15 protein-coding genes are annotated in these 12,817 nt (G+C 68.2%); 12 read left to right on the plus strand and 3 right to left on the minus strand.

Going from position 1 to position 12,817, the window contains the following annotated elements; genetic code table 11:
- Positions 1-20 precede the first annotated feature (20 nt).
- Entirely contained in the window at positions 21-803 is a 783-nt protein-coding gene (locus HNP52_RS11575; protein WP_184167007.1) for a hypothetical protein, read from the minus strand.
- Between the two features lie 129 nt (positions 804-932).
- Here HNP52_RS11575 and HNP52_RS11580 point away from each other — a divergent pair, with 129 nt between their 5' ends.
- The 6 genes from HNP52_RS11580 to HNP52_RS11605 are packed head-to-tail and all read left to right on the plus strand — an operon-like array spanning position 933 to position 6,814.
- Positions 933-1,550 carry a hypothetical protein gene (locus HNP52_RS11580; RefSeq protein ID WP_184167010.1) on the plus strand — a complete coding sequence of 206 codons (618 nt, stop codon included), beginning with the start codon at positions 933-935 and terminating at the stop codon, positions 1,548-1,550.
- A complete protein-coding gene (locus HNP52_RS11585; protein ID WP_184167013.1) occupies positions 1,547-2,692 on the plus strand; it encodes a hypothetical protein in 1,146 nt (381 codons plus the stop codon). The genes HNP52_RS11580 and HNP52_RS11585 overlap by 4 nt, the downstream gene beginning before the upstream one ends.
- Positions 2,682-3,638, plus strand: a complete 957-nt coding sequence (locus HNP52_RS11590; protein WP_184167016.1) for a MoxR family ATPase — start codon at positions 2,682-2,684, stop codon at positions 3,636-3,638. Before HNP52_RS11585 ends, HNP52_RS11590 begins: the two co-directional genes overlap by 11 nt.
- On the plus strand, positions 3,635-4,927 hold the full coding sequence (locus tag HNP52_RS11595; protein ID WP_184167019.1) for a DUF58 domain-containing protein: 1,293 nt from the start codon (positions 3,635-3,637) through the stop codon (positions 4,925-4,927). Before HNP52_RS11590 ends, HNP52_RS11595 begins: the two co-directional genes overlap by 4 nt.
- On the plus strand, positions 4,924-5,937 hold the full coding sequence (locus HNP52_RS11600) for a stage II sporulation protein M (protein ID WP_184167022.1): 1,014 nt from the start codon (positions 4,924-4,926) through the stop codon (positions 5,935-5,937). Before HNP52_RS11595 ends, HNP52_RS11600 begins: the two co-directional genes overlap by 4 nt.
- On the plus strand, positions 5,930-6,814 hold the full coding sequence (locus HNP52_RS11605; protein ID WP_184167025.1) for an RDD family protein: 885 nt from the start codon (positions 5,930-5,932) through the stop codon (positions 6,812-6,814). The genes HNP52_RS11600 and HNP52_RS11605 overlap by 8 nt, the downstream gene beginning before the upstream one ends.
- A 129-nt stretch (positions 6,815-6,943) precedes the next feature.
- Here the strand turns inward: HNP52_RS11605 and HNP52_RS11610 are convergent, their stop codons facing one another.
- The gene (locus tag HNP52_RS11610; RefSeq protein ID WP_184167028.1) at positions 6,944-7,363 is read right to left on the minus strand and encodes a VOC family protein; all 420 of its coding nucleotides are present in this window, start codon (positions 7,361-7,363) and stop codon (positions 6,944-6,946) included.
- 67 nt (positions 7,364-7,430) lie between these two features.
- Here HNP52_RS11610 and HNP52_RS11615 point away from each other — a divergent pair, with 67 nt between their 5' ends.
- From HNP52_RS11615 to HNP52_RS11640, 6 genes are all read left to right on the plus strand, one after another.
- Positions 7,431-8,759, plus strand: coding sequence for an NCS2 family permease (locus HNP52_RS11615; protein ID WP_184167031.1), 1,329 nt, complete (start codon positions 7,431-7,433; stop codon positions 8,757-8,759).
- A 56-nt stretch (positions 8,760-8,815) separates the two neighbouring features.
- Positions 8,816-10,273, plus strand: a complete 1,458-nt coding sequence (locus HNP52_RS11620; protein WP_184167034.1) for a UxaA family hydrolase — start codon at positions 8,816-8,818, stop codon at positions 10,271-10,273.
- 92 nt (positions 10,274-10,365) lie between these two features.
- The gene (locus HNP52_RS11625; protein WP_184167037.1) at positions 10,366-11,295 is read left to right on the plus strand and encodes a hypothetical protein; all 930 of its coding nucleotides are present in this window, start codon (positions 10,366-10,368) and stop codon (positions 11,293-11,295) included.
- 111 nt (positions 11,296-11,406) lie between these two features.
- A complete protein-coding gene (locus HNP52_RS11630; protein ID WP_184167040.1) occupies positions 11,407-11,637 on the plus strand; it encodes a hypothetical protein in 231 nt (76 codons plus the stop codon).
- 5 nt (positions 11,638-11,642) lie between these two features.
- On the plus strand, positions 11,643-12,167 hold the full coding sequence (locus HNP52_RS11635; RefSeq protein ID WP_184167043.1) for a gamma carbonic anhydrase family protein: 525 nt from the start codon (positions 11,643-11,645) through the stop codon (positions 12,165-12,167).
- A gap of 69 nt (positions 12,168-12,236) precedes the next feature.
- The gene (locus HNP52_RS11640; RefSeq protein ID WP_184167046.1) at positions 12,237-12,650 is read left to right on the plus strand and encodes a hypothetical protein; all 414 of its coding nucleotides are present in this window, start codon (positions 12,237-12,239) and stop codon (positions 12,648-12,650) included.
- On the opposite strand, the gene HNP52_RS11645 is transcribed toward HNP52_RS11640, so the two are convergent.
- Positions 12,647-12,814 (minus strand): hypothetical protein, encoded by a 168-nt coding sequence (locus tag HNP52_RS11645; RefSeq protein WP_184167049.1) that lies wholly within the window; start codon positions 12,812-12,814, stop codon positions 12,647-12,649. The two genes, HNP52_RS11640 and HNP52_RS11645, sit on opposite strands and share 4 nt — an antisense overlap.
- Positions 12,815-12,817 lie beyond the last annotated feature (3 nt).

The following is a 12,817-nucleotide window of genomic DNA, read 5'->3' on the forward strand; positions in this document are numbered from 1 at the left end:
CCGCACCGGCGCCGAACGGGTCAGGCGAAGATCGCCTCGAGATCGGAAGGCGCAATGCCTTCCTTGAGCTGGCGCAGCTCGACATAGACGCTGGCCTGCACCGCCACCATCAGCATGCTGTAGAGCGCATTCACCGCGCCTCCGACCAGGGCGACCAGGAAGAGGTTGCCCGTCGCGGTCATCGCGGCGTTGAGGAAGCTCACCGGGATGCTGAGCACCCAGATCAGGACGAGGACGATCAGCATCGTCAGGAAGATCCGCCAGCGCGACCCGCTGGTCAGCGCGGCGCTGCGGCTGAATGCCTCCAAGACGCCGATCTTCTCCTGGACATAGGCCGGGGTGACGACGCTCCAGACCAGCCAGAGGATGATGCCGGGGACGATCAGCAGCGCGAAGCCGACGATCAGGCCGATGCCCATGAGGATGCCAATGCCGATCATCGGCAGGATCAGGCTGATGCCCACCGCCAGGCACGGGCCGAACTGCGGGGTTTCCCCCGACAGGCTCATCACCGTCGCGCGGGTGAGCGAGGCCTGGAGGATGGCATTGGCCACGACGCCGACCAGCATGGCGACCAGGATGGGTGTCCAATAGGCGGACGTGAAGAAATAGGAGCCATCGACCAGATTGGCGTTCAGGCCGATATTGGTCGCCTGCCAGAAGCCCAGCAGGAATTGCGGAATGCCGGCCAGCACGAGCGCGAGCCCGCAGAACAGCACGATATTCGATCCGATCGTCTCGAACGCGCGCGATATGACCGCGCCAATCTCGAAACGCGCTTCACCAAATTCAGAGTCAGCCATGTTCCCCTCTTTCATCGAAGTCCTTCGACGCCGGAGAAAAGCTGACCAAAAACGGTTCTAAAGTCCAGTGTCGGCGGGCTTTCCTGCGACACAGGCTTCCGGTAGCACTACGAGTGTGGGGGATTCGGCGTGAGCGTACAGGGACCGGCTGCACAGTCCGTCGCCAGGGCGCATGAGGCGCTGCGGGCGCGATCCGATATCCAGTTCGAGATGGCGACGGCCAAGCCGCCCGAGATTCCGCCCTGGATGCGCTGGCTGGGGCGGCAGCTGGCCGAGGTTTCGCCCTATCTGGGCTGGATCCTGCTGGGCGTGCTGCTGCTCGTCCTCGCGATCTTCCTGTTCATGCTGTTCACCACCTTCGTGCGCGGCCGCGCCTCGCGCGATGCCCAGGCCGAGACGGCGCAGGACGCCGCGGGCTGGCGCCCGACCGAGACGGCGGCCCGCGCGCTGCTGGCCGAGGCCGAGGCGCTGGCCGGGCGCGGCGACTATGCGGAAGCCGTCCACCTGCTGCTCCAGCGCAGCCTGGAGGATATCCAGCGCCACCGCCCGCGGCTGCTCCGCCCTGCCCTCACCAGCCGCGAGATCGCCGGATCGGACTGGATGCCCGACATCGTCCGCCGGGCCTTCGCCGCGATGGCGGCGCCGGTCGAGCGCAGCCTGTTCGGCGGCCGCAGTCTGGTGCGCAGCGACTGGGAAGAGGCGCGCGCCGCCTATGGCGAATTCGCGCTGCCAAAGGCCTGGAAATGAGCGCGGACACCACCGCCTCGCCCTTCACGATGCGCACCGTGCTGGTGCTGGTCGCGCTCGGCGTGGTCGGCTTCCTGTCGTTCCTGCTGATGACCGCCTATGGCGAGGACCTGCAGCCAAGCCAGCGCCCGGGCAACCACGCGCTCGCCACGTCGGCGATCGGCTTCTTCGGCGCGGCGGAACTGGTACGGCAGGTGCATGGATCGGCGCGCATGGTGCGGCGCGACGGAGCTCTCGATACCTCCGACACGCTGGTAATCACGCTGGAGCCGACCACCGATCCGGAAACGGTCGAGAAGCTGATCAAGCGCCGCGCGAGCCAGCCGACGATCCTGGTCCTGCCGAAATGGCTGACCATGCCGCGGCGCGGCAAGCCCGCCTGGGTGACGTCCTTCGGCACGATCCCGACCCGGACGGTGGCACAGCAGATCGCCAAGGTGGCGGACGCCAGCATTTCGGAAACCCCGAACGACCTGCGCACGATCAGCGGCACAGGGCTGGAGCCGGTGCTAGAGGACAGCAGCGGCAAGGCGCTGGTCGTCACCATGAAGGATCAGCCGACGCTGATCGTCGCGGATCCCGACCTGCTCGACAATCAGGGGCTGAAGACGCTCAAGGATGCGAAGCGCGCGATGGAAGTGCTCGACTGGTTCGATGACGGCCAGCGCGGCATCGCCTTCGACCTCACCCTGCACGGCTTCTCCAGCAATCCGAACCTGCTCAAGCTCGCCTTCGAGGCGCCGTTCCTGCCGCTGACCCTGTGCCTGCTGGTCGCCGCGCTGCTCGCCGGCTGGCACGCGCTGCTGCGCTTCGGCCCCGCCTTGCCCGAACTGCGCGGCGTCGCCTTCGGCAAGCGCGCGATCGCCGAGAACGGCGCGGCGCTGCTCCGCCTCGCCGGCCGCCGCCACCGCACGGGCGACCGCTATGCCGCGCTGATCCGCGACAGTGCCGCCGGCGCCACCGGCGCGCCGCCCAACCTGCCGCCCGAGGCGCTCGACCGCTATCTCGACCGGCTCGACAAGGACGGCGAACCCTTCACCGCCATGGCCGAACGGGCGAGCCATGCCCAGGACACGCGCGCGCTGCTCGATGCCGCCCGCGCCCTCTATCAATGGAAAAGGACCGTCACGCGTGAACATTGAGGAAGTGAAGGCGCTGGGCGATGCGATCCGCGCCGAAGTGGGCAAGGCCGTGGTCGGGCTCGACGAGGCGGTCGAGCTGATGCTCGTCGCGCTGTTCGCCTCGGGCCATATCCTGCTCGAAGGCCCGCCGGGCACCGCCAAGACCTTCCTTGCCCAGTGCTTCGCCCGCGCGGCGGGGCTCGACTATGGCCGCATCCAGTTCACGCCGGACCTGCTGCCTGGCGACATCCTGGGCTCGAACCTGTTCAACTTCCAGACCAGCCAGTTCACGCTGACCCGCGGCCCGATCTTCACCGAGCTGCTGCTCGCCGACGAGATCAACCGCACCCCGCCCAAGACGCAGGCGGCGCTGCTCGAGGCGATGCAGGAGCGCACCGTCACGATCGACGGGATCGACCACAAGCTCTCCGACCGGTTCATGGTGGTCGCAACGCAAAACCCGATCGAGAGCCAGGGCGTCTATCCGCTGCCCGAGGCACAGCTCGATCGCTTCCTGTTCAAGTTCGAGGTCGGCTATCCGAGCCTGGAGCAGGAATTGAAGATCGTCGCCCAGCAAGGCGCGCGTTTCGGCATGCCCAAGCCCGACGAATGGGGCGTGAGCCGGGTCGCCGACCACGCCACGATCAGCGCCGCGGCGGATGCGGTGGCCGGCGCCCGGCTTGCCGATGAAGTGGTCGACTATGTCGTCCGCCTCATCCGCGCCACCCGCTCGACCGGCGACCTGCAGATCGGCGCCAGCCCCCGCGCAGCAGCCACCCTGGCTGCCGCCGCCCGCGCCCATGCGGCGCTCGACGGGCGCGACTTCGTGCTGCCCGACGATGTGAAGAAGCTCGCCCCGGCGGCGCTGCGCCACCGCGTGATCCTCTCTCCCGCCGCCGAGATCGACGGGCGCACCGCCGATGCGATCATCGCCGGCCTGATCGAGCAGGTCGAGGCACCGCGTTGATCCGACCCAGCATCCGCTGCGTGCTGCTGATGGCCGCGGGGGCGCCGCTGGCGCTGCTCGTCGGCGTGTTCGCGCCGCAGTTCTGGTTTGCCGGGCTGGCCTGGGTGCCGATGATCCTCGCCTTCGCCGCGATCGACGCCGCACTGGCCCCGCGCGCGCCGGCGCTGAGGACGAGCTGCCCGGGCTCGATCGAGATCGGTGCGCCGCTGATCGTCGAGATCACCGTGGCGGACCGGCCCATCGACGGGCTGGAGCTCGCCGTGGCGACCGGCCCGAAGCTCGCACCGCGCGCCGAAGGTCGCATCCGCCTGGGCAAGCGCGAGAACCACGCGGCGATCGCCTTCCTCCCCGTGCGCCGCGGCACCGACAAGGTCGAGGCGCTGTGGAGCCGCTGGACCGGCCCGTTCGGCATGATCTGGCGCCAGCGTGTCGAGAAGCTCGACCGGACGGTGGTGATCACGCCCGATATCCGCCCGGTGCGCAACTCGGCGCACCTGCTGCTCCGCGACGCCCAGATGGGCGAGATGGCCCGCGTGGATCGCGGCGAGGGCAGCGAATTCGAGGCGCTGGCCGAATGGAAATCCGGCATGGAGCGCCGGACGATCGACTGGAACCACAGCGCCCGCCACCTCAAGCTGCTCGCGCGCGAGAACCGGATCGAGCGCAACAATCAGGTCGTCTTCGCGATCGATACCGGCCGGGTGATGTGCGAGCCGATCGACGGGCTGCCCCGCGTCGACCGCGCGATCACCGCCGCATTGCTCGGTGCCTATGCCGCGCTCAAGCTCGGCGACCGGGTGGCGCTGTTCGGCTTCGACTCCCAACCACGCGTCGCCTCGGGCGCAGTCTCGGGCACCCGCGCCTTTCCGCTGATGCAGCGCCTCGCCGGGCAGCTCGACTACAGCAGTGTCGAGACCAACTACACGCTCGCCCTTGCCACCCTGGCCGGCGACCTGACCCGGCGTTCGCTGGTGGTGATCTTCACCGAGTTCACCGATCCCACCGGCGCCGAGCTGATGATCCGCGCCGCGACCAACCTGCTGCGCGGCCATCTCGTGCTGTTCGTGATCCTCGCCGATGACGAGCTGGAAGACCTGGCCGGCGCCGAGCCGGCAGCGATCGACGATGTCTCGCGTGCGGTGATCGCCGCTTCGATGCTGCGCGAACGCCGGATCGTCGCCGCGCGGCTGCGCCATGCCGGTATCCATGTGCTGGAGGCGAAGCACGACCAGGTCGGCGCCGCGCTGGTCCGCCAATATCTCGATTTCAAGCGGAGGAACCTGCTGTGAGCAGCGCCGCATCGAGGCAGTTCGCCAGCGCACGCTTCCGCGAGGAGCGCACGGTCGACTGGCTGGAGCTGGAGCAGCGCATTCTGGAGATCGAGCGCGGCCGCGCCCGCACCTTGTCGGACGAGGATTTGCTCGAGCTGCCGGTGCTGTATCGCGCCGCGCTCTCCTCGCTTTCGGTGGCGCGCGAGACTTCGCTCGACGCCGATCTGGTCGCCTATCTGGAGGCGCTGTGCGCCCGCGCCTATTTCGTCCTCTACGGCGTCCAGCCGCCGCTCCGCCGGCGCATCGCGGCCTTCTTCCTCTCGGGCTGGCCGCTGGCGATGCGGTCGATCGCGCGCGAGACGCTGATCGCGGTGCTGATGATGGCCCTGGGCGCGGTCGCCGCCTATTGCCTCGTCGCCAGCGATCCGAGCTGGTACCATTCGATCGTGCCCGAAGGGCTTGCCGGCGGCCGCGGCCCGCAATCGAGCGCGGCCGAGCTGCGCCAGGGCCTGTATGACGGCGGCGGCTCCGGCCTGCTCGGCGCCTTCGCCACCTATCTCTTCACGCACAACGCCCAGATCTCGCTGATGTGCTTCGCGCTCGGCTTCGCGTTCGGCGTGCCGACATTGCTGCTGCTCGTCTATAACGGCTGCATTCTCGGGGCATTCATGGCGGTGTTCGCGTCAAAGGGCCTTGCCCTGCCCCTCTCCGCCTGGCTGGCGATCCATGGCACCACCGAACTGTTCGCCATCGCCATCGCCGGTGCCGCCGGCATCCGCATCGGCATGGCCCTCGCCTTTCCCGGCAAGCTCTCGCGCACCGCCGCCACTGCCAAGGCCGGCCGCACCGCCGCCTTCGCCATGATCGGCGTGGTGCTGATGCTCGCCGTCGCCGGCGTGCTCGAAGGCGTCGGGCGCCAGGTCATCACTTCGGACGTGATCCGCGTCGCGATCGGCGGCACGGCATTGCTCGGCTGGCTCGCCTATTTCTACCTGATCCCCGTACGCGGCGAGGCGCTGGATGGCTGAGGTTCGCACGGCGTCCGGCAAGGGGCACGACCAGGACAGGAATCGCCGCACCTTCGTCACGCCCGAAGGGGTGGACCTGAAGCTCGACATCGCCACGGTGGGCGAGCGCATCGGCGCGTTCATGATGGACCTGGTGCTGATCGTGCTGACGCTGGTGCTGTTCACCATCGCGCTGCTGTTCATCCTTGCCGGCACCGGCGCCGTGCTTGCCCAGGCGCTGATCATGGTCTGGCTGCTCGGCTTCTTCGCGCTCCGGAACGGCTATTTCGCAGCGTTCGAGCTCGGCCCGCGCGCCGCTACCCCGGGCAAGCGGCTGATGAAGATGCGGGTGGTGTCGCGCGACGGCGCGCGGCTGCGCGGGCACCAGATCGTCGCCCGCAACGCGATGCGCGAGCTGGAGCTGTTCCTGCCACTCTCCTTCCTCGGCTATCAGAGCGCGCAGGGCATGGCGAGCTTCGCCACCGGCCTGTTCGGGCTGCTCTGGACCGGCATCTTCGCCTTCTTCCCCTTCTTCAACCGCGACCGGCTGCGCGTGGGCGACCTGATCGCCGGCACCTGGGTGGTCCGCATGCCACGCCGGACGCTGAGCAACAGCGTCGCAGCGCGCGTCGTGTCCGAGGAGGCGCGCTACAGCTTCAGCGACGCCCAGCTCAGCGTCTATGGCGAGTTCGAGCTGCAGAAGCTGGAGGAAGTGCTGCGGCGGAACGACGAATATTCGATGATCGTCGTCGCCCGCACGATCCGCGAGCGGCTGGGCATGGAAGATGATGGCGGCGGCGACCACGCCTTCCTCGAGGCCTATTACACCGCGCTGTGCCAGCGGCTGGAACGCGGCATGCTGTTCGGCAAGCGCAAGAAGGACAAGTATCAGCGCTAGGTGGGGAGCGCCCTTACCTCCGTCATGCTGAACTTGTTTCAGCATCCAAACCTCCCCAACCGAAGCCGTCGCCAGTGGAGGGTTGGACCCTGAAACAAGTTCAGGGTGACGAGCATTTGGGTGACTACATCAAACCGCGAACAGCTGCCCCAGATCCCGGAACGCCTTGAACTCCAGCGCATTGCCGGCGGGATCGAAGAAGAACATTGTCGCCTGCTCGCCCGGCTTGCCGACGAAGCGGACATGCGGCTCGATCACGAACTCGGTCCCCGCCGCGCGCAGCCGCTCTGCCAGCGCCTCCCATTCCGCCCAGCCGAGCACCAGCCCGAAATGCGGCACCGGCACGGCATCGCCGTCCACCGCGTTCCGCGCCCTCACCCCGGCTCCTTCAGCCTTGTGGACGACGAGCTGGTGACCGCGGAAATCGAAGTCGATCCAGTGGCCCGGGTCCTCGCGCCCCTGCGGGCAACCGAGCGTGCCGCCATAGAAGGCGCGCGCCGCCTCGATATCGTTGACGGGAATGGCAAGGTGGAAGAGCGGTGCGGTCATGTGCGCCAGCCTAGGCCGATGCGCGCGCCCGCGCTATGCTCGTCTCCGGGCTATTGGGGGACGGAAAATGGCGGAAAGCCGGATCGAGCGCCACTTCGCGCTGGCCGAGCGCGGCACCACGGTGCGCACCGAAGTGCTGGCGGGCGGGACGACCTTCCTCACCATGGGCTATATCATCGTGGTCAACCCCGCGATCCTCGGCGCGGCGGGCATGCCGGTGGCCGCGGTCGCCGCCGCGACCTGCCTTGCCGCCGGGCTTGCCAGCATCCTGATGGGGCTCACGGCCAATGTGCCGCTCGCACTGGCGCCGGGCATGGGGCTCAACGCCTATTTCGCCTTCACCGTGGTGCAGGGCATGGGGGTGCCCTGGCCGGTCGCGCTGGGTTGCGTGTTCCTGTCCGGCATTGCCTTCCTGCTGCTCACCTTTGCCGGCATCCGCCAGCTCATCATCGCCGCGATCCCGCCCCAGCTGTTCGCGGCGGTCGCGGGCGGCATCGGCCTGTTCATCGGCCTGATCGGCCTGAAGAACGCCGGGATCATCGTCACCAGCCCGGCGACTTCGGTGACGCTGGGCGACCTCCATGCCCCCGGCGCGGCGCTCGCATTGTTCGGGCTGGTCCTCACCGCCGGGCTGGCGGCGTGGAAGATACGCGGCGCGATCCTGATCGGCATCGCCGCCACCACGCTGGCCGGATGGGCAACCGGCCAGGTTTCCTTCAAGCCCGAACCCTATGACCTAACCGCGATCGGCCAGGTCGCCTTCCATCTCGACCTTGCCGGCGTGTTCGGCCTGTCGGGCAGCCATGGCCTGGGGCTGTTCGAGATCCTGTTCGTCTTCCTCTTCGTCGATCTTTTCGACAATGTCGGCACGCTGGTCGGCGTCACCCGCCGCGCCGGGCTGATCGACGAACAGGGGCGCATTCCGCGGCTCAACCGCATATTGTTCACCGATGCCGTGGCGAGCATCGCCGGCAGCCTCGCCGGCACCAGCACCGTCACTTCCTATGTCGAGAGCGCTGCCGGCGTGCAGGCGGGCGGACGCACGGGCCTCACCGCCGTGGTCACGGGCATCCTCTTCCTGCTCGCGATGTTCGTCGCGCCCTGGGCGCAGCTGGTGCCGCTGGCGGCGACCGCGCCGGCCTTGGTGCTGGTCGGCGGGCTGATGATGGCGCCGCTTGCGGACGTGGACTGGGACGATGCCGAAATCGCAATACCGGCCTTCCTCACCGTCGCGATGATCCCCTTCACCTTTTCGATCGCCAACGGGCTGGCCTTCGGGATCACAGCATATGCGCTCATCCGCTTGATTAGAGGCAAGATTACTGCCGGAGACTGGCTGCTGCTGGTGCTTGCCGGGCTGTTCGTGATCCGCTTCGCCTGGCTGGCGGCCGGCTGACGCTACGTAGTGGAAACCGGTTTCCATGCGGCCGGCGCGGACCTATATCGGCGCACATGACGCTCGCCCTGTTCCGCATTGCCCCCAATGACAGCACCGCCACGGCGCTGCGCGACCTCGAAGCCGGCGAGCAGGCGCTGGGCGTGACGCTCGCCGCCCCGGTGGCGAAGGGGCACAAGGTTGCGGTCAAGCCGATCGCGGCGGGCGAACCCGTGCTCAAGTTCGGCTTCCCGATCGGCGTCGCCACCCGCGACATCGCGCCGGGCGAGCATGTCCACACGCATAATGTCTCGACCGCGCTCAGGGGCAGCGGCGACTATGTCTTCGCGCCCTCCATGCACGACGATGCCGGCTTCGAGGGCCCGGGCTTCCTGGGCTATCGCCGCGCCAATGGCCGGGTCGGCACCCGCAACGAGATCTGGGTGATCCCCACGGTCGGCTGTGTCGGGCGCACCGCCCAGAAGATCGCCGAGCGCGCCGCGGTGCTGCACGCCGGCAAGATCGACGGCGTCCACGCGTTCCCGCATCCGTTCGGCTGCTCGCAGCTCGGCGATGATCTCCAGGGCACCCGCGCGATCCTGTCGGCGCTTGCCAACCATCCCAATGCCGGCGGCGTGCTGATCGTCGGGCTCGGCTGCGAGAACAACCAGATCAAGGGGATGCTGGAAGGCATCGACCACCCGAACCTGCGCACCCTCGGCGCCCAGATGGCAAGCGACGAGATCGAGGAAGGCCTGGCGCTGGTCGAGGAACTCGTCGCCGGTGCCCAGGCCGAGCGCACCCCCGCCCCGCTTTCCGAGCTGGTGCTCGGCGTGAAGTGCGGCGGCTCGGACGGTTTCTCGGGCCTCACCGCCAATCCGCTGGTCGGGCGCATGGCCGATGCGGTCACCGGCGCCGGCGGCACCGCGATCCTCACCGAGATCCCCGAGATCTTCGGCGCCGAGCAGCTGCTGATGGCCCGCGCCAGCGACGAAGCGGTGTTCGACGGCATCGTCCACCTGGTCAATGACTTCAAAGACTATTTCGTCCGCAACGGCGAGCCGGTCTCGGAGAACCCCTCGCCCGGCAACATCGCCGGCGGCATCACCACGCTCGAGGAGAAGTCGCTGGGTGCGGTGCAGAAGGCCGGGCATGCCATTGTCACGGACGTGATCCCCTATGGCGGGCAGGTCCGGCGCAAGGGGCTGACCCTGCTCGAGGCGCCCGGCAACGACGCCGTCTCCTCGACCGCGCTGGCCGCCGCGGGCGCGACCGCGATCCTGTTCACCACCGGCCGCGGCACCCCGCTGGGCTTCCCGGTGCCGACGATCAAGATCGCCTCGAACCATGATCTCGCCACCCGCAAGCCCGGCTGGATCGACTTCGACGCGGGCCAGGTGCTCGAAGACGGCATGGACAGCGCCGCCGATGCGCTGCTCGATACGATCGCCGCGATCGCATCAGGCAAGGAAACCGCCGCCGAGCGCAATGGCGAGCGCGAAATCGCGATCTGGAAGCGCGGCGTAACGCTCTGAATTAGCCTCACCCGTTTCGGAACGGACGAGTCATGACTGTGCGCCCGCTCCATTTCTGTTAACCATATCCTCCGCGACTCAGGGGGGATGACGTGGCGACTATTCTGGCTTCGATCGGCAACCTGGCGACGAGCGCGACCAAGGCCGCCGCCGCCCAGCCGATCAGCGCCGATGCGATCTACTGGCCGGCCTGGATCCTGGTCGGCGGCGTGCTGCTCGCGCTGCTCGCGGTGATCGGCATCCTCACCTCGCTCAAGGCCGCCTTGCTCGCCAAGCCGAAGAAGCGCGATGAGGAATTCACCCGGATGCTGGCCCGACAGGTGTGGAAGCACACCGCGACGGTCACCGACATCTTCGCCCAGCGCCTGCGCCAGCCGCAGCGCGACGTGGTGACGCTGCGCGTGCTGCTCCGCCTGCTGCGCGAGGACATTGCCGGTCCGGTCAATTTCGTCGAGCAGATGCGCCCGCACGCCCCGGCGAGCTGGCCCGATTACGAGCTGTTCGCCGCCTTCAACAACTGGAGCGGGCAGATCGCGGCGATGGAATCGCAGCTCGCCGACATGCAGCAGATGCTGAGCTATCCGGCTGTCCGCGAGCCGGTCGACGCGCACCGCGACGCGATGCTCGTCCATTTCTACGCCACCGAGCAGGTCGCGATGGGCCAGACCGTCTCGACGCTCGGCAACCACGCCATCGCCGTGTGCGAGGCGGCAAAGAAAGTGCTGAAGAAAGAGCCCGGCGGTTTCAAGTTCGGCGGCGCCGGCCACGATCCTGACGAGGAGCACGACCATGGCTGCCCGGCCTGTGGCGGTGGCCCGCACAGCGCCTATGCCGGCGCCAATGCGCGCGATCTGCTGCCGCTGCCCGATCCGCCCGAGAAGCCGAAGAAGAAGGAAGAGCCCAAGCCGGCCGCCGCGCAGCTCTGCTACTGCGTGACGCCGCAGCCCTGCCATGTCTGCACGCCGGTGCCCTGCGCCTGCACGTGCAGCTGCAAATCGGCCCCCGCGACGGCGCATCACTAGGTCGTTTCGGCGGCGGCGAAACCTTGCTGCACTGCGATAAACCGGAGGTGCCCGGCATTGAAGCGTTAACCCTCGTCCCCTAGAGTCCCCCGGGGATTTTGGGGTGGGTTGATGACCGAGTTTCTCGTCTTCGCATATGCAATGCTGGCCATGTTCGTGATCCAGTCGATGGCGCGCAACCATCGCGAGCAGCGTGCCAATTCGCAGGTGGTGACGATGGTCGGCTGGGGCCTGTTCTCGCTCTCCTCGACGCTGGCGGTGCTGCTCGGTGCGGTTGCGCTGGCACTGGCGATGGGCGCCAACATTCCGCTTCCCCAGGGCTTCGAAGCGCCGCTATTCTGAGCGGCATGCCGCTATACGAATTTGCCGGGCGCCGCCCGCTTGTCGCCGAGGATGCCTGGATCGCGCCGAGCGCGGACCTGATCGGCGACGTCCATCTCGCCGCGCTCGCCTCGGTCTGGTTCGGCGCCGTGATCCGCGCCGACAACACCCCGATCCTGGTCGGCGCCCGTTCGAACATCCAGGACGGCGCGATGCTCCATTCCGATCCCGGCACCCCCTGCACCGTGGGGGAAGACGTCACCGTCGGCCATCACGCGATCCTGCACGGCTGCACCATCGGAAACCGCACGCTGATCGGCATGGGCGCGACGATCCTCAACCGCGCGGTGATCGGCGAGGATTGCCTGGTCGGCGCCGGCGCGCTGGTCACCGAGGGCAAGGAGTTCCCCGCAGGCCATCTGATCGTCGGCAGCCCCGCCAAGGCGATCCGCCCGCTCGACGACATGCAGAAGGCGATGCTCAAGGCCAGCGCCGCCCTCTACGCCGCCAAGCAGCGCGAATATGCCGCCGGATTGAAGCGGATCGACTGAGCCGCTTACCGACAACCGTCACATTGCCGGTCTAGCCCAAGCCCTGGATTCGGTTTCGGGAGGTGCGCGATGGGCTTGTTCGACTGGTTGAAGCGCTTCGCCAAGGCACCCGCCACCGCTGCGGCGGAGCCCACCCCGCCCGTGCCTGCATCCGAGCCGGAGAGCGGCTGGCACACCGGCTGCGAAGGCGAAACGCTCTGGGTGCTCGATCCCGAGGGCAAGCGCCACACGCTGCCGCTCTCGCATCTCCACGCGGTCGCGATCGAGACCAGCGACACCGGCCCGCTGGGCGACGATTTCTGGTGGCTGTTCTACGGCCCGGACGAGGACGTCGCCTTCACCCTGCCCGGCGGCGCGAGCGGCGAAGGCGCGATGGCGGAGAAGATCGCTGCCCTGCCCGACTTCCACCACGACATGTATGCCGCCGCGATCCGCTCGACCGATGTCGATACCTTCGTCGTCTGGCAGCGGCCCTTCGACTAATTGTCGAGCCGCTTGGTCACCTCATAGCCCGCCTTGCGCAGCGCCATCACCGCGGCCAGCGCCTGGTAATGGCTCTCCTGCCCCGGCTCGTAGAGCTGGCCGCTCTGCTGGCCGGCGGCTTTGATCGCGTCGCGGACGATGATGTAGATCTCGTTGGTGACCATGGC

This window comes from Sphingomonas kyeonggiensis (assembly GCF_014204495.1).
GTDB classification, from domain to species: Bacteria; Pseudomonadota; Alphaproteobacteria; order Sphingomonadales; family Sphingomonadaceae; genus Sphingomonas; species Sphingomonas kyeonggiensis_A.

Excerpts from the sequence above, each read along its gene's own strand:
- HNP52_RS11575 (WP_184167007.1), bottom strand. The coding sequence starts at position 803 with ATGGCTGACTCTGAATTTGGTGAAGCGCGTTTCGAGATTGGCGCGGTC.
- HNP52_RS11585 (WP_184167013.1), top strand. The coding sequence starts at position 1,547 with ATGAGCGCGGACACCACCGCCTCGCCCTTCACGATGCGCACCGTGCTG.
- HNP52_RS11605 (WP_184167025.1), top strand. The coding sequence starts at position 5,930 with ATGGCTGAGGTTCGCACGGCGTCCGGCAAGGGGCACGACCAGGACAGG.
- HNP52_RS11610 (WP_184167028.1), bottom strand. The coding sequence starts at position 7,363 with ATGACCGCACCGCTCTTCCACCTTGCCATTCCCGTCAACGATATCGAG.
- HNP52_RS11615 (WP_184167031.1), top strand. The coding sequence starts at position 7,431 with ATGGCGGAAAGCCGGATCGAGCGCCACTTCGCGCTGGCCGAGCGCGGC.
- HNP52_RS11620 (WP_184167034.1), top strand. The coding sequence starts at position 8,816 with ATGACGCTCGCCCTGTTCCGCATTGCCCCCAATGACAGCACCGCCACG.
- HNP52_RS11630 (WP_184167040.1), top strand. The coding sequence starts at position 11,407 with ATGACCGAGTTTCTCGTCTTCGCATATGCAATGCTGGCCATGTTCGTG.
- HNP52_RS11635 (WP_184167043.1), top strand. The coding sequence starts at position 11,643 with ATGCCGCTATACGAATTTGCCGGGCGCCGCCCGCTTGTCGCCGAGGAT.
- HNP52_RS11640 (WP_184167046.1), top strand. The coding sequence starts at position 12,237 with ATGGGCTTGTTCGACTGGTTGAAGCGCTTCGCCAAGGCACCCGCCACC.
- HNP52_RS11645 (WP_184167049.1), bottom strand. The coding sequence starts at position 12,814 with ATGGTCACCAACGAGATCTACATCATCGTCCGCGACGCGATCAAAGCC.